This is a genomic window from Rhodanobacteraceae bacterium, from assembly GCA_024234055.1.
Taxonomy (GTDB): Bacteria; Pseudomonadota; Gammaproteobacteria; order Xanthomonadales; family SZUA-5; genus JADKFD01.
Genome location: JACKOW010000001.1, coordinates 512,510 through 529,469, shown reverse-complemented (window position 1 = coordinate 529,469; position 16,960 = coordinate 512,510). Strand labels below are relative to the sequence as shown.

8 protein-coding genes are annotated in these 16,960 nt (G+C 64.8%); all 8 read left to right on the top strand.

Translation table 11 applies throughout. The features are described from left to right. The first annotated feature begins 79 nt into the window (after positions 1-79). Entirely contained in the window at positions 80-2,347 is a 2,268-nt protein-coding gene (locus H7A19_02125; protein ID MCP5473618.1) for a hypothetical protein, read from the top strand. 553 nt (positions 2,348-2,900) lie between these two features. Further along, positions 2,901-4,883 carry a tail fiber domain-containing protein gene (locus H7A19_02120; protein MCP5473617.1) on the top strand — a complete coding sequence of 661 codons (1,983 nt, stop codon included), beginning with the start codon at positions 2,901-2,903 and terminating at the stop codon, positions 4,881-4,883. A 2-nt stretch (positions 4,884-4,885) separates the two neighbouring features. Continuing rightward, a complete protein-coding gene (locus H7A19_02115) occupies positions 4,886-5,191 on the top strand; it encodes a hypothetical protein (GenBank protein MCP5473616.1) in 306 nt (101 codons plus the stop codon). Positions 5,192-5,197: 6 nt separating this feature from the next. Beyond that, a complete protein-coding gene (locus tag H7A19_02110) occupies positions 5,198-7,822 on the top strand; it encodes a PD40 domain-containing protein (protein MCP5473615.1) in 2,625 nt (874 codons plus the stop codon). 194 nt (positions 7,823-8,016) lie between these two features. After that, a complete protein-coding gene (locus H7A19_02105; GenBank protein ID MCP5473614.1) occupies positions 8,017-9,732 on the top strand; it encodes a peptidase in 1,716 nt (571 codons plus the stop codon). Positions 9,733-9,939: 207 nt separating this feature from the next. Continuing rightward, positions 9,940-12,720 carry a hypothetical protein gene (locus tag H7A19_02100; protein MCP5473613.1) on the top strand — a complete coding sequence of 927 codons (2,781 nt, stop codon included), beginning with the start codon at positions 9,940-9,942 and terminating at the stop codon, positions 12,718-12,720. A gap of 48 nt (positions 12,721-12,768) precedes the next feature. Then, positions 12,769-14,991 (top strand): delta-60 repeat domain-containing protein, encoded by a 2,223-nt coding sequence (locus H7A19_02095; protein ID MCP5473612.1) that lies wholly within the window; start codon positions 12,769-12,771, stop codon positions 14,989-14,991. Positions 14,992-15,012: 21 nt separating this feature from the next. Then, positions 15,013-16,959 carry a tail fiber domain-containing protein gene (locus H7A19_02090; GenBank protein ID MCP5473611.1) on the top strand — a complete coding sequence of 649 codons (1,947 nt, stop codon included), beginning with the start codon at positions 15,013-15,015 and terminating at the stop codon, positions 16,957-16,959. Position 16,960: the final 1 nt, after the last annotated feature.

The window sequence follows — 16,960 nt, the reverse complement described above, 5'->3', positions numbered from 1 at the left end:
CTCGCCTGGATCAAGTCTTGGACCCGGAATTCGCCTCCTGCCGTGGATCGCGATCGCTGCCCTGTGCTCGACACCGGCCATGGCCGCTACGCTGGCGGTCGACACCACCTCCGACGATGTCTCGCTGACTGCCTGCACCGCCGCCCCGGCCGATTGTTCGTTGCGCGGCGCTATCGCTGCGGCCAATGTTCTGGCTGGCGCCGACGCGATCGAGTTCAACATCCCGACCAGTGATCCGGGCTGCAGCGCGGTGACCGGCATCTGCCGCATCGAGGTGGCCAGCTCGCTGTCCATCAGCGAGGGCTTGACCATCGACGGCTACACCCAACCCGGTGCCCAGCCAAACAGCATTCCCGCACCGGGCGCCAACAACGCCCAACTGAAAATCGAGATTACCAGCGCCGGTTTCGTCAATCTCGGCGTGGCACTCTTCAGCCTCCAGAATAGCAACGCCGGCCCTTTCAACTTGCGCGGTCTGGCCATTGCCTTGCCGACCTCGGCCATCGTTACCGGCGGCCTGCGTCACGATCACCGCGGCAACTGGTTCTGCGTCGATGCGCTGGGTCAGTCTCCGGAATTCAATCTGCCCTGCAATGCCTTCACCCTGACCGGCTTCAATCGGACCATCCGCGTCGGCGGGCCGGACCCGGCCGATCGCAACGTCATTGCCGGCGGTGGTCGCGATCTGAACGGGCAACCCGGCGGCGGCACCAATCGTCTGCGCGTCAACAGCATCGTCAGCGAGCGCGGATCGATCCTGTTGCAGGGCAATCTGATCGGTCTGGGGCCGGACGGCGTCAGCTCTCTGCCGCTGCGCGATCCCTTCATCATCCAGACCGGTGACGACGGCTTCGACACGCCGGACATCCAGATCCTCGACAACCGTTTCGCGCGCGCGCCTGGCAACTTCAGCGGCGGCTTTGGCGGTGCGCTGCAGTTCTCGGTCAGCCGCACGATGACCGAAACGGCACTGATCCAGGGGAATGTCTTCGGTCTGGGCGTGGACGGTTCGGTGCTGGGCGTGGAGAAGGACCACATCGAGGTCTTCCTCGGCAACAGTTCGCGGGTGCCACGACTGTTGATTGGCGGGCTGGGTGCAGGCGAGGGCAACACTTTTGCCGGTGCGCTGCGGCAGTCCTTCACCGGCCTGTCGCTGGGCTCGGCGGTGATCCTGCCCTTCGGCAACGTCAACACCTTTGTCGAGTTCGTCGGCAACCGCATGCTGGGCAATCAGGGCATTGGCCTGGATTTCCCCACCGCAACGGCGGGTGGCGGCGGGGTGGTGGGGCGTACGCCGAATGACCCCGGCGACCCGGACGCAGGCGCCAACCTGCAGCAGAACCACCCCAAGATCAGCGCCTACAGCGTCAACGGCAGTCAGTTCGAGCTGACCTACCGGGTCGACTCCGACCCCGCCAACAGCGCCTATCCGCTGCGCGTGGACTTCTACAAGGCGCTAGGCGACGAGGGCGAGCTGCTGCTGGACAGCGACGTCTATGCCAGCGCCAACGCGCAGCAGGACAAGGCGGTCACGCTGATGATCCCGCCCGGCGTGAGCCTGACCAACGACGATGTGATTGTCGCCATCGCCACCGATGCCGATGGCCGCAGCAGTGAGTTCAGCTTCGACACGCTCAGCCTCAGCGCCACCGACTTGCCCGACCCGCACCCGGCCGGCCTGCCCTTCACCGTGGAAGTCACCGCGCTGGCCACCAGCGGGCCCTTCAAGCCCAATGGCGTGGTCGATGTGTCGCTGAGCACTTCGCCGGCGATCACCTGCAGTCTGACCCTGGCGCCCACGCCCACCGCCAACACCAGCAGTGCCAGCTGTCAGCTGATCCCCACCCAGACCGGCATCCGCGTGCTGACGATCAGCTATCGCACCCTGCGCGGCGCCTTCGGCAGCGCCGAAGGACAGGACGTGGTGATCACCCAGTTGCATGAGGTCACCGTCGCCGGTCCCGAACAGGTCGGCTTCAGTCGCTGCCGCCAGAACGCGCTCGAAGGCGAAACCGCGCAGATCCGTATCGAGCGGCCCAGCGGCGGCGTGGCCAATGTCAGCGTCGATTTCACCCACATGTCGGGCACGGCCACACCAGGGGACGACTACACGGTGCCGGCAGATCAGATGCTGCAGTGGGCACCCGGCGACATCGCGGCAAAGATCATCGACGTGCCCATCGCCAGCGACGGCCTGCCCGAGCCGACCGAGCGTTTTCGCGTGAACCTCGGCAATGTCATGGGCGCCGCGGTACTGCCTTTCGGCCAGCTCGATGTCGAGATCGTCGACGGGCAAACCGATCAACGCTTTGCCAATGGCTTTGAAGGGCCGGAGTGCTTGCCCTGAGCGCCGCCGGGTTCGCCCGGTGCACCAACGCCGCCGACTCCTGGCATCGAAGCGCGTCAGCGCAAGGTGCTGACCCACCACAGCTAGCCTGCATTTCTCACACCTGTTGCGGAAGATCGCGCAGGGCTTTGCGACTAGCGCAAGGCGCGACGACGAGGAATGGTGATTCCATTGCGAGGAGGAGCAACGCAGCGATAGTCGCAGAGAACCAGCGAGGTCCGCAAAGCGGGCAGATGCAGCCAATGAGCTTGATCGGGGTGGTACGGTCGGTAGGACGTCTTCATGTGGCAATTGTCGCGCAATTCCTACGCGACTTGGCTTCTGCCGCGCACGCTCCTAGAGCCGGAGTGGGCCCCGTCCGGCCCCACTGCTTGTCCGTTCGACCTGCGGTCGAAAGCCTTTGGCGTGAACTGAGGCCCCAGCGCTCGGCGCCGACTCCAAGCTCCTGAACCCAAGTTTTGGGGTACCTGGGCCGTCGTTGAGCGAACCATGATCAGCGGCAGGGGACACATCTGCAGTTCGCCCGGCACCGCCCAACGGAGACCACATCGCCATGCCTCACTCGCCCCGACGCGCGCTCGTTGCCACACTGCTCCTGCTGGGTGCAGGACCAATCCTGGCCGCCCCTTTCGTTTACGAAGGCCGCCTGGACGACTACGGTCAGCCGGCCAACGGCGCTTACGATCTGCGTATCGCCGCCTTCGGTGAACGCCAGCTGGGCGCGGCGGTGCTGCCGCCCACGACCTTCTTCGATGTCGTCGTCGTCGACGGCCAGTTCCGACTGGAGGTCGAGCTGCCACTGGCCACGACCGACGATGTGTGGATCGAGGCGGCCGTGCGCGAGCAGGGCGCCACCGACTTCAGCGCCATTCCCGGTCGCAGCAAGGCGGTCAGCGGCACCATCGGGCAGTGCTGGAGCACAACCGGGGATGCCGGCAGCTCTCCGGCCACGAACTTCATTGGCACCACCGATGCGCAGCCACTGGTACTGCGCACGCGCAATGCGCAGAGCCTGCGTATCGAACCTAGCGTCGAGGTGTTCAGCGGCCTGCCGATCACGGCAAATGTGATCGCCGGCAGCAGGTCCAATAGCGTTGCCGCGGGCGTGCGCGGAGCGACTATCGCCGGTGGCGGGATGCCGATCGGAGAGAGCGATCCAACCTTCACTGGTGAAGGTCCAAATCTTGTGACCGATGCCTACGGCAGCATCGGCGGGGGCTACAACAATCGTGCGGGGGATGGTGCGGGGACGGCGACCGATCGTGGATTTGCCACAGTAGGCGGCGGCCATAACAATGAAGCCAGCGGCCGTGGCAGCACCGTCGGCGGTGGCATTTCCAACAGTGCCAACAATGCCGACGTCACCTTTACGTCAGGGGCTAACACGGTGAGTGGTGGCCAAGAAAATACCGCCAGCACCGCTCATAGTACCGTCGGCGGCGGTCTATCCAACAGGGCCAGTGGTGAACGTAGCACTGTTGGCGGTGGCCAAAATAACGTCGCGAGCAGTACTAACAGCACGGTTGCTGGCGGTGGCTTCAACACGGCCAGCGGCATTCTTAGCACGGTCACCGGTGGAATTGATAATTGCGCTGGCGGAACTCGTTCATGGGCCGGCGGAAGCCGAGCAAAAATTCGCCCAGGCAGCGGCTCGGGCGCACCGGGCGATGGTTGTAACGCGGTCCCCATCACTACCGGCGTCAGCGGCGATCAGGGCAGCTTCGTCTGGGCCGATTCGCAGAACGCCGACTTTGTATCCACCGGCGAAAACCAGTTTCTGATTCGTTCCACCAACGGCCTTGGCCTCAACACCAACATTCCGACGCCCTCCCACCTGACCATCGGCAAGAATGACGGCTCCAGCAACACGCTGGCGCTGGGTTATCTGGGCGATGTGACGCGCTGGCGCATCAGCGGTCCCGACGCCGGTTCCGGTGCGGCCTTCGAGGTGCAGAGCGGCGGCGATCAACTGCTGCTGCGTGCCGAAGACGCCGGCTCCAGCGGCCGCGTGGGCATCTCGCGCGATCCGGCGAGCAACGCCCTGGAGGTCGAGGGCAACGCCTCCAAGACCACCTCGGGCAGCTGGCTGGCCAACTCCGATGCGCGCATCAAGACCGAGATCAGCGAGATCGACGGTGCCCTGGCACGGCTGATGCGCGTGCGTCCAGTGACCTTCCGCTACACGGCGGACTATCGCGCCGCGCATCCGGGCATCGACGATCGGATCTACTACAACGTCATCGCCCAGGAGTTCGCGCAGGTCTTTCCCGACGCGGTGCAGGGTTCTGGCGAGTATCTACCGCACGCCGAGCATTCCGTCGACACCGAGATCCAGCAGGTCGATGTGCACCCGGCGCTGATCACGACGATCGCCGCCGTGCAGGAGCTGGCCCTGCGCCTGGAGGCCGAGCGCAAGCTGCTGGCAGCGCAGGTGCAGGAACTGGCGGGCGACAACGCCGCTTTGCGCGAGACTACGGCCCGCAGTGAGGCCAGGCTGGCGCGTCTGGAAGCCCTCCTGGCCCCGGCAGGGCGCTGACGGTGGCCGCTCACCGCCCTCTGGCGTCAGTCGCCAAACCGCGGGTTGGCGTGTTGTGGCTGGCCATCGTCGCGCTGGCACTGCCGCTGCATGCCGCGATGGCCGAGCAAGCCGGCAACGACTCGCCACGCTACCGCGTCGAGGCGCAGCTGCGACCGGAGCAGGCTCGCTACGCCCTGACCGCCGAGATGCGTAGCACATCGCCACCCAAGCACAGCGCCGCGCGATTCACGCTCAAGCAGCTCAAAACCCCGGACGCCGTCTGCGAGGACCTGGGCGATGCCATTTTCGCAGACAACTTCGAGTAGACCGCCATGATTGCCTTGCCGAAAGCCCCGCTCTGCCTGTTGATCAGTCTCCTGGCCGTCACTCCAGCCGCCTGGGCCCAGACCAGCCAGCTCGAAGCGCTGACCTATGCCAGCCCCAGCCAGTTCGGGCTGCAGGCTGCAGACACCAACCTCTCGGAGCCCTGCTGTCACCCACGCATCAGCGACGATGGCCGTCATGTGCTGTTTCTGAGCGTTGCCAAGAATCTGGTTGCAGGTGACTACAACAACAACATCGATGTGTTCCTGCGTGACCGCCTGCTCGGCACCACCCGCCGCGTCAATGTGCGCTCGAACGGCGCCCAGGGGCGCAGTGGCGATGCGGTCTCGGCAGTGGCTGCTGCCATCTCCGCCAACGGCGATCTGGTGGTGTTCTCCTCGCGGCAGTTCGATCTGGTGGATGGGGATACCAACCTGGCCAGCGATGTGTTCCTGCATCAGGTCTCTACCGGAATCACCACGCGCCTGGTTGTGGGCATCGGCGGCGCTGAGCCGAATGACGCGGTCAGCAATCCCAGCCTGTCGGGCGATGGACGCTTTGTGGTGTTCGAATCCTCTGCCACCAACCTGGCGGCCAATCATCTCGGCGGCCAGCACGTCTATCTGCTGGACCGCAACAGCGGCGTCGTCGAACGCATCAGCGTGACTCCCGGTGGCACCGCGTCGACCGGTGGCAGCGGCAATGCCACGGTGTCCGACGATGGCCGTTTCGTGGCCTTCGAGTCGGCTGCCAATGATCTGGTGGCGACACCGGGCAACGGCAACAGCCAGCTCTATGTGCGCGATCGCCAGCTGGGCCAGACGACCCGGCTGAGCCAGCTGGCAGGGACGGCCGCCAACTCCGCGGTGCGCAACAGCGTGATCGCCGGCAATGGTACGCGGGTGGTGTTTGAAACCACCGCCAGCAATCTCGATGCCGGCGACAGCAATGGCGTCGAGGACATCTATGCCGTCAGCGTGGCAACGGGGGTGCTGACTCGCATCAGCGTGGACGCCGGTGGCGCGCAGACCAGCGAGCGCAGCGAGCGCCCGTCGATCTCGCGCAACGGTCAGCGCATCGCCTTCCAGTCACGCGGCGATCTGGCGACAGGTGGCAGCACCGCCTTCACGCAGGTCTATCTGCGCGATCTGGATCTGCAGACCACCACCCTGGTGAGCGTGAGCAACAGCGGCAACAACGGCAATAACGCGGAGCTCAGTGCCAGCTTGTCTGGCAATGGACAGGTCGTCGCCTTCTTCTCCACCAGCACCGATCTCGTCGGTGGCGACAGCAACAACCTGGGCGACGAGTTCGTCCGCGATCTGCTCGGTGCCAGCACCGAGCGGGTCAGCCTGGCCGACAGCAGCGGGCCCTTCCCCGCACCTGCCAATGGCGACTCGATCCTGTCCAACCGGGGTCAGCGACGGCTGTCGGCGGATGGCGGCGTGCTGGTCACCGAAACCGAGGCGACAAATCTGGGTACGCTGGCACTGCAAACCACCCAGATCGTGCGGATCGAACGCAGCAGCAACCAAGCCGTGCTGATCAGCGCAGACCTCCAAGGCAATCCGGCCCTCAGCGCGGCCTTCGAACCGGCGATGAGCAGTGACGGGCGCTACATCGTCTTTCGTTCGGCCACGACCAACCTGGTGGCTGGCGACAACAACGGCACCTTCGATGTGTTCTGGAAGGACACCGATGGCGGTCCGCTGGAACGGGTGAACCTCGGTCCTGGCGGTGTGCAGGGCCTGGGAGGAACCCAGACCCGGCTGCCCACGGTGAGTGATGATGGTCAGGTCATTGCCTTCGTCTCCAATCAGAACAACCTGGTGGCCGGCGACAGCAACGCGGCGCTGGACATCTTCGTGCGCGATCGCAGCGCGGGCACCACGTCGCGGGTCAGCGTCGATTCGCTCGGCACGCAAGCCAACGGCTTGAGCGACTTTCCCGTCGTCTCGGCCAACGGTCGCTACGTGGTGTTCTCCTCGCTGGCCAGCAATCTGGTCGCTGGCGACGTCGGCGGCTTCCAGGACATCTTCCGGCACGATCGCCAGACCGGTCAGACGATACTGATCAGCCAATCCAGCGCTGGCGCCCAAGGCGACGGCAACAGCTTCGTGTCGGCGATCTCGGCCGACGGCAACCGCATTGCCTTTTCCTCTGCAGCGACCAATCTGGTCAGCGGCGACAACAACGCGCGCACCGACATCTTCGTGCGCGATGTGAGCCAGGGCAGTACCACCCTGGTCTCGGTCAGCAGTTCGAATGAGCTGGGCAACGGCACCTGCAGTGTGCCCTCGATCAGCGCCGACGGCCAGATCGTGAGCTTCCTGTCCGGTTCCAGCAATCTGGTGGCCGGCGACAGCAACAATCTCAACGATGTGTTTCGGCGCGATCTGACGAGCGGCCTGACCACGCTGGTCAGCGTGGACCCGGATGGACGGCAAGCGCGCTCGCCCCAGGCCACCGTCAGCGCCGGAGAGGTCAGCCCGGATGGCACCCTTGTCGCCGTGGAAACCAATGCCCAGGACTGGCAGTTGAGCGCCGGCGTCAGCGGCGCCCGCGGAATCCTGCTGGCTACCCCCGCCGCAGTCCAGCTACCGGACAACCTGTTCGGCAATGGCTTTGAGTGAGCGCACAGCTGAGGAGCCTGCAGTTTCAGCAACCACTGTGGGCTGAGCGTTGGCGCGGCAAGCCGCAGTGTGCCGCCCGATGTGCAGGGGGGGTCTGTTGACGATCGGCGGAGTCGCCATGCGACTTTGGTTGGACGGGGGCTTAACGCCGGCTGTCGTAGACTACGCCTCCCCTTTTTCCCGCTAGGCGACCCATGAAAAGAGCGCTCACCATTGCTTGCCTGTTGGCGATATCCGCGACGGTCGGAGCCGCAAAGCCCGATTTCACCAGAATCCCGGATCTTGGCGTCAAGGCACAGGACGCCGGCATCATCGACGCCGTGGGTCGCCGCGCAGCCGATGGCCGCTTGCTCGCCGTTTACCAGCCCGATTTTCGCGCCCAGCAGGGCACGCCTGAAGCCATGGCGCGCGAGTACCTGAACTCCGCTGGCCCTTCCCTGGGATTGGAAGCCAGTAGTTCGGCAACAATGTCGCTGACCCATGTGCGCTCAATGGGACGCATGGATGTGGTGCGCTTTCAGCAGACCCATCAGGGCTTGCCGGTGTGGGGCGGCGATACTGCCGTCAGCGTTGCCAAGGATGGCCAGATCCTGTTCGTTGCCAATGGCGTGGAACCCGGCCTGAGCGAAGTGGACCTGAACTACACGGTCAAGGCCGGCGATGCCATCGCCAGCGCCCGCGCCTGGGCCGGGGCCCGAGCGACGGCACAACTGGAACGCGCCGAACAGATGATTTACGCCGGAGATCAGACGACATTGGTCTGGCGAGTGCAATTGGTGACTGGCGAAGCACCCTACCGTGATCTCGAGGTGCTGATCGATGCTCAAAGCGGTGAAATCGTGCGTGCAGAGGACCAGACCCTACATCTGGATGCCGCGGGTCGCGCCTTCAACCCAGACCCGCTGTCAACCGCGCAGACCCAATATACGGTTGCCGGATACGGTGACAACAATGACCAGGATTCGCCGCAGTTGCTGGCTGAAATCAAGCCGATAGTCCTGCGCGATCTGACACTGAACGGCGGCGTTTATGAGCTGAAGGGCCCTTGGGCCGCATGCGTAGATCATGAGGCACCGAACAGCGCCAATGACTGTCCGACTTCGCCCACTGCCGATTTTGTGGTCAATTCGCGCAGCGATGATCGTTTCGAGCCGGCGCATGTGTACTTCCACATTGATACTTACATGCGCTACCTCAACGACACCCTGGGCTTGGACGTGCGCCCGCCTTATGTCGGCGGCGTGCAATTTGATGCCCATGGGCTCAATGGCGATGACAATTCGCACTTCCTTGGTGGTACCAGCCGCCTCGCCTTTGGCGATGGTGGCGTCGACGATGCGGAGGACGCCGACGTGGTCATCCACGAACTTGGACACGGCGTCCACTACTGGCTGACCAATGGCGGCCTGTCGAATCTGAGCAATGACGGTCTGTCGGAAGGTCTGGGCGACTATCTGGCGATGTCCTACAGCCGCGCTTTCAACCATTGGGCATCCAACACGCCTGAGTACTTCTGGATGTTCAGCTGGGACGGCCACAACAATTTCTGGCCGGGTCGGGTCACCAACTGGCATCTGCAGCACAGCTACGCTGCTGGAAATCTGGGGAGTGGTTTGCACACGCCGGGGCAGTACTGGGCCTCCTGCAACATGCTGAATTTCAACTCCCTCGGGCAGCAGACCGCGGACAAGGCCGTCTTGATGGGCATTGCCATGACCAACGGCTCTTCCCGTCAGAATGATGCAGCCCAGGCGGTCTTGAATGCGGCTGCCGTGAACTTCCCGCCCGCAGTGGTGCACACCTTGTTTGCCAACTACACCAGTGGTGGCAGCAGCGCCCCGTATTCTGCGTGCACCTACAACGTGACTCTGCCGACCACAGCCGTGGTGTTTGCAGATGGCTTTGAGTAGGCGGTTCGACTGAGCTCCCTTCGCAACCACCACCGGCGGGCCTCGGTGGCGGTTGCGGAGCGACCTGTACGCAGCGTTTGGGAAGGGCCTCGCGCCTTGCCGCGAGCCATCTGAGTGCCCCCTACCCCTGTTCTTGGGTACACAACGAGCCCCCCCGGTCCCAGCATTCTGGCATCGCCCTTTCGAGGCGTACCGGGAATGCTGCCCATGAAGTCAACCCGTTGTCAGTCGGCGAAACTGCGCATTCTGTCGCTCGCCTTCTCGGTCGCCTGGTGCCCTCTGCTCAGCGCCGGCACCAATCCCGATGCTCCACTGGGCGCCAATCTCAACGCCGTCAATGACTTCAGCGACGAATTCCCCTTCGTCAACCTGATGAAATCATCCCGTGACTGGATTCCGGGCAACGCCAATGGCTGCTTCGACTGCCGTGACCCCGGGGGCAATCCGGTCTGTCTGGCGCCCAATGCCTGTCCGGTGACGATCAATGTCGACGCCGATGGCTATCCCACCAGCCTGCTGCCGAATCAGGTGCTCACCACCATCGTCCATGCCGGCGGCACACCCGGTCGGCTGGCGCCGGGTAACTACACCATCCGCTTCGCCGGCCAGGGCACGCTGCAGCTGCTGGGCATGAGTCAAGTCAGCCAGAGCAGCGGCGAGATTGTCGCCAACCTGGCCAGCAGCAGCGGCAACAACATCGGCCTGCGGCTCACCGCAACCACGCCGGGCAATCCCTTGCGCGACGTGCAGATCCTGCCGCCCGGCGGCGTCTGCAGCAACGACGATCGCCGCAGCTGCGATGCCAGCAATCCCTGCGCCGGCGGCGGCACTTGCTCGCTGTTCACCAGTCCCGGCGTGGCCGAGGCGCAACTGTTCCAACCGCGCTTTCTGCGCAACTACGAACCCTTCCGCTTGCTGCGCTACATGGACTGGATGGAGACCAACAGTTCGCCAGTGGTGAACGTCTCCGACTATCCGACGCCGACCAGCGCTTTCTGGCACCGGGTGCCACCGCAGATCCTGGCAGCGCTGGGCAATCGCTTGCGCAGCGATATCTGGATCAATCTGCCACATCTGGCCAGCGACGCCTTCATCGACAACTTCGCCACGGTGCTGCGCGACAACTTCGCCAGCGATCGCAAGATCTATCTGGAGTACGGCAACGAGAACTGGAACGGCATCTTCTCGCAGAATGTCGAGATCCCGCGCCAGTTCTGCCCGGGCTTTCCCGATATTGCCGCCGGCTGCCAGAACGATGGCATTCCCGGCAATGGCATTGCCTGCGAGCGCGATCCCAACACCTTCTCGCTGGGCGCGGCGCAGGCGCCCTGTTTCGAGGCCCTGGTGCGGGCCTGGGGCGATCGCTCGATCGAGATCTTCGACCGCTTTGCGACCGTATTCGGCGCCTCGGCCGGTACTCGATTGGTGCGGGTCATCGCCGCGCAGGCGGCCAACCCGGATCTGGGCCGCCAGGTGATGGCCCGCAACGTCAGCGGCCAGAGCTTCACCGTGGCCAGCCGCACCGATGTCTACGCCAGCGCGCCCTACATCGGCACCGAATACTGCACGCCGGACAATGGCATCAATCCGGACACCAGCCCTGCGGTCTATGCCAATGTCGATGCCTTCCTGGATCATTTTTCGACCGAGGGCATGACCCGCGCCGTGGGCTTCATGAGCGCCAGCCGGGCCATGGTCAACAGCAACTTCCCGGGAATGCGCCATGTGGCCTACGAAGGCGGCCAGCATCTGGCGGGCATCGCTGGATTCACCTTCAACAACACCTGCAACACGATCTTCGATGCCGCCAATCGCAGCTCGCGCATGGAAGCCATCTATGAGACCTACTGGTCGAACTGGCGCCAGAACGGCGATGAGTTCGCGCATTTCTACACCACCGGTCGCTACGGACCCTTCGGTCGCTGGGGTTTGCTGGAGTTCCAGGATCAGGATGTCCTCACCGCGCCCAAATACCAGGCGCTGCTCGATCACAGCGCCGCCTTTCCCTGCCATTGGCCCAACTGTACCCAGAGCACCGGTGGCGGCAACAGCAATCCCACACTGAGCTACACGCCGGCCGCCGGCACCCTGGCGACGCCGGGCAGCGGCCCGGTCTTTCCGGGCGGCGGCGCGGGCAGCGCCAATGCGGCGATCAGCATCAGTGCCACGGGTGCCAGCGGCTCCGGCAGCACCAGCATCGGCAATTGCCAGATCAGTGGCAGCGGTGCCAGCGCCTTCGGCGCGGTGCAGATCACGCCGGCCGGGGGCGTGTTCAATGTGGGCACCAGCAGCGGCAATCTGGCGCTGAGCTGTCAGCGCGGCGCTTCCAGTTCGCAGGCCGTGCTCAGCTGCGATGAAACGCCGCTGGGAGGCGCTGCCGTAGCCCGCGTCTGGTCGCTCAGCTGCCCGGCTGCCACCGTGGCTCCCGATGCCATCTTTGCCAACGGCTTCGAGGGCAACGCGCCGCCCACCTGCACGCCGGCCGACGCCCTGGCCGATGGCGGGCTGGAAGCCAGCAATCCCAATACCGGCGCCAGCACCATCTGGATCTCGACCTCGACCAATTTCGGTACCGCCATCTGCCACAGCAACTTCTGCCCCAACGACGGCAACACCGCGCTGCCGCGCAGCGGCGCCTTCTGGGCCTGGTTCGGCGGCTTCAACGGCGCCGAGACCTCGACCTTGAGCCAGAGCGTGGTGCTGCCTGTGGGCGCCCCACGACATCTGAACTTCTTCCTGCGTCGCGGCCGCGTCACCGCGCCCTTCGACGCCGAGCTGCGGGTCAAGATCGACGGCAGCACGGTGCGTACCTTCAACGAGCCCAGCAGCGCCGAGGCCGACTACATCGCGCGCACCGTCGATCTCAGCAGCTTCGCCAACGGCCAAAGCCATCTGATCGAGTTCGAATACATCAACCCCGGCGGCAGCGGCACCTCCAATTTCGTCGTCGACGATCTCAGCGTGGTTTGCACGCCCTCGGGGAGCTGAGGCGATGGTCGATCCGATCAATGACGGCAGCACCGACGGAGACATGGCATGACTCGCAATCTCAGGTGGGTTCGAACGCTGGCTGTGAGCGCGGCAGTGCTGGGCGGCTCCCTGTTGCAGGCGCAAACCAATATCCCGGCCCTGGCCACGCCGAATATCGATCCGGTGGTGGGCGGCACCGTGAATGTGCTGTCGCGCATGAGCGATGGGCGCATCCTGGTCGGCGGCAGTTTCCAGCGCCTGGGTGAAATCGTCGCGAATGGCTGCGGGCGACTGCTGCCTGACGGCTCCGCTGATGGCAGTTTCCAGTGCGCCCGGCCCAATGCGGACCGATTTGCCCAGGACAGCAGTGGCCGTGTCTATGCGCTGCGCAGCGCCGGTGTCAACGACGCGCTGGTGCGACTGCAGGCCGGTGGCACTCTTGATCCGTCTTTCGCCACATCCAACCCGACCGGCAGCATCCTCGACATCCTGATCCTCGACGATGTGATTTATCTGGCTGGCACCTTCAGTGCCATCAATGGCCAGCCACGCGCCCGGCTGGCGAGACTGGATCTGGATGGCAGCCTGGATTCCGCTTGGACTCCGACCGCCGATAACACGGTGTCCCGTCTGCTGGCGCCGGGCGACGGGTTTCTGTACCTCTCTGGCGGCTTCACCAACATCAACGGCAGCGAGCGCGACGGGTTGGCCCGATTGCTGCCGGCGACGGCTGTGGTTGATGCCTGGCACCCGCTGATCACCGGCACTGGCGGTGTCTTTCCGATCACGGGGATGGATACCGACGGCAACCACCTGTACCTGTCCGGGGCGTTCACGGCGGTTCAAGGTCTGCCGCGCGCACGCCTCGCCAAGTTGGGACTGGATGCCGCTGCAACGGTGGATGCGGACTGGGCACCGCAGATTGTGAGCGCGCCTGATCCGTCGGGGCCGCGACTGATCAAGGTCATCGGCAATCATGTCTATCTGGGAGTGACCGGCGGTGGCATGAACGTGAGCAGCAATGGCGACTTCGCGACGGGTCGCTTGCGCAGGGTAGCCAGTGGCGGCACCGCAACGCTGGACCTCAGCTTCAATCCCCTTGCCGACGTCACAGGCACCAGCAGCGGCGGTCCGCTCAGCCTCATCAGCGGCGACGGCGGCGGTCGATTGTTTGTCGGCGGACAGATATCGCAGCTGTCGCTCGGGGCCATTCGTCTGGGTCTGGCAGCGCTCAACGCCGATGGCAGCGTCGACGGCCTGAGTGCGTTGACGGAAGCGCTGGTGCCGGCAAACGTGGCCAACCTGGCCTTCGATCCAGCCACCGGCAGCACCTATGTGCAGGGCACCTTCCTCAAGGTCAATGGCGTCTCGCGCCAGGGTCTGATCCGGCTGCTGGCCAGCGGCGCCGTCGATGGCGGCTTCCGGCCTGCCCCGACCCGTTACAGTGCGGTGGCCTACGCCAATGACGCCGTCTATGCCGCCGATGACGACGCTGGCTTGCTGCGCAAGCTGGATCGACTGACCGGCGATCCGGTGCCCGGCTACTCGCCTGTTGCCTACAGCAACAGCATCGCGCAGATCCGCATCGAGGGCGATCATGCCTATCTGCTCGGCAATTTCGTGCTCACTGGAATTACCCCACAGCTGACTAGCATCGCTCGTCTGGATCTTGCCACCGACAGCATTGATCAGACGTTCCGCTTCACGCCCAATGCGGGGGCATCGATCCTGTTCATGGCCCGCGATGCCGCCAGCAACAGCCTGTTCCTGACTGGGAACTTCAGCACTCTGAATGGCATCACGGTGAACCGAGTGGTTCGCATCGACAGCAATACCCTGGCTATCGACAGCGACTTTGCCCCGACCGTGCCGGTCATCCCCAGCGCCATGCTCAGCGACGAGTTGGGCGGCCTGTGGCTGCACGGCAGCTTCAGCACCATCAACGGCCAGACGTGCCGCGGCCCGGCGCGCCTGCTGATCGCCACCCAGGGTGGCCTGGACCCGGACTTTTCCTGCAACCGTGGCTTCGTCGGTGGCAACAGCATGGCGCTGGCGCGCGACTCGGTCTACATCAAAGGCAGCAATGCGATCAGTCGCTTCGTCCGCAGCGCCGGCGGCAGCGCCGACCCGGACTGGGTGATTGCCAATCCGCCGCTGTCTCTGGGTCTGACCGTGTTTGGCGACCGCCTTCTTGCGCACGGCAATTTCAGCAGCATCGCCGGCGCCAACCGCCAATCCCTGGCTGCCTTTCCGGTGGTCGAGTACTTCGGCCGCAGCGGCTTCGAATAAGCCAGCAGAGGAGCGCAACTCATGTTTCCACGCCTGCTACCGGCCCTGATCTGCGCGCTCGCGCTGGGCTTTTCCTCCGATTCCTGCGCCGGATCGAAGCTCAGCTACCGCGGCGAACTCCGGGATCGCGGGCTGCCTGCCGAAGGTCAGTACGACCTTCGATTCAGTCTGTTGCGCGAGAACGGCAGCATCCATGTCGCACCCGTCACGCTCTACGGTGTGGATATCCGCCAAGGCCAGATCTCGGTCGAGGTGGAGTTCGCTGCGGAATTGCAGCAGGCCGCGCCGCTGAAGCTGAAGACGGAAGTCGCCGCGGGCGGCGCCGGCTTTGTCGCCATCGGAGAACCCGTGCGTATTGATGCTTCGTCGGCGCTGGTGGGCGTGTGCTGGGATACCCAGGGCAATGCCGGTACCAACGGGGCCACTGACTTCCTCGGCACCACGGATGCCCAGCCGCTGGTGCTGCGCACCCGCAATGTACCGAGCCTGCGCATCGAACCCAGCACCGTGTTGTTCGGCGGCGCGCCGATTACCACCAACACACTGGCTGGGAGTGTGGCGAACTCCATCACTGCGGGCACCCGTGGTGCGGTCATCGCCGGCGGTGGGCTACCGAGCGGCAACAGCGACCCTGACTTCTTTCAGGAGGGCCCCAATCGAGTGTCCGACGCCTATGGCAGCGTCGGCGGCGGCTACTCGAACCAGGCCGGAGACAATGCCGGCACCGCCATCGACCGCCCCAATGCCACCGTGGCCGGCGGCCTGGGAAATACCGCGAGCGGCGCCTCCAGCGCCATCGGCGGCGGCCAATCCAATGTCGCCAGTGGCAGGTCGGCGACCGTTCCCGGCGGCGAGGGTAACGATGCGACTGGGACCACCAGCACCATCGGCGGCGGCCAGAACAACGAGGCGACGGGGAACAGCAGCGTGGTGGCGGGTGGATCTTTCAATCGCAGTTCGGCCAGTAGTGGCAGCGTCGGCGGTGGCATCTTCAATTCGGCGGTGGGCGTCAGCAGCACCGTCAGTGGCGGCGAAGGCAACTGCGCGGGTGGCACGGGCAGCTGGGCCGGCGGCATGCGTGCAGGCGTGCGACGGGGAACGGGCGCCGGTGAGTGTGTTGCCGGACCGCCGCCGTCGTCCGGCGACGCCGATGGCGATGAGGGCACATTCCTGTGGGCAGATGCACAAGCCACGCAGTTCAATTCGAATGGCCCGAACCGCTTCATTGTTCGCGTTGACGAGGGCGCCACTTTCCAGCGCCTGATCGGCAGCGAGACCAGTGCAAGGTCTCCTCGCGGCTATTTCAATGTGGTCCGGGGCGACTCCGGGCTGGCCCCCAGCAGCACGCCCTCGGCCAACGTGATCGGCAGCTTCGAAAGCGACGGCGATGCCTTTCTGGTGCTGACCACGCCAGCCGGCAGCAGCCGTGGACTGGTGTTTCGGAGCACGGTCAACAACAACGAGGCCGGTCTGGTGTACGCCAGTTCAGCCAGCGGATTGCAGTTCCTGTCCGGCAACTCGGTGCGCATGACCCTGGCTGGCACCGGTCAGCTCACGCTGAACACGCTGGGCAGCGCCGGCAGCACCACGCTATGCCGCAATGCCAGCAACCAGATCGCCAGTTGCTCTTCCAGTGCACGCTACAAGAACGACATCGACGATCTGCACCTGGGGCTGGATGCCGTGGCCCGCTTGCGACCCGTGGCCTACACCTGGAAGGACAGCGGAATGGCGGACATCGGCTTTGTCGCCGAGGACGTTGCGGCGCTGGATGAACGCCTGATCACCCGCAATGACGAGGGCGAGGTCGAGGGCGTCAGATACGATCGGCTGAGCGCTGTGCTCGCCGGCGCGGTGCAGGAACTTTCCGCGCGCGAGCGGGTGCAACAGGCAGACATCGAGGACTTGCGGCAAAAGCTGGCCGAACTCCGGGCTGAGGTACATGGCGCGTCGGTGCGGGAGCGCTGAA

Excerpts from the sequence above, each read along its gene's own strand:
- H7A19_02125 (MCP5473618.1), top strand. The coding sequence starts at position 80 with ATGGCCGCTACGCTGGCGGTCGACACCACCTCCGACGATGTCTCGCTG.
- H7A19_02120 (MCP5473617.1), top strand. The coding sequence starts at position 2,901 with ATGCCTCACTCGCCCCGACGCGCGCTCGTTGCCACACTGCTCCTGCTG.
- H7A19_02110 (MCP5473615.1), top strand. The coding sequence starts at position 5,198 with ATGATTGCCTTGCCGAAAGCCCCGCTCTGCCTGTTGATCAGTCTCCTG.
- H7A19_02105 (MCP5473614.1), top strand. The coding sequence starts at position 8,017 with ATGAAAAGAGCGCTCACCATTGCTTGCCTGTTGGCGATATCCGCGACG.
- H7A19_02100 (MCP5473613.1), top strand. The coding sequence starts at position 9,940 with ATGAAGTCAACCCGTTGTCAGTCGGCGAAACTGCGCATTCTGTCGCTC.
- H7A19_02095 (MCP5473612.1), top strand. The coding sequence starts at position 12,769 with ATGACTCGCAATCTCAGGTGGGTTCGAACGCTGGCTGTGAGCGCGGCA.
- H7A19_02090 (MCP5473611.1), top strand. The coding sequence starts at position 15,013 with ATGTTTCCACGCCTGCTACCGGCCCTGATCTGCGCGCTCGCGCTGGGC.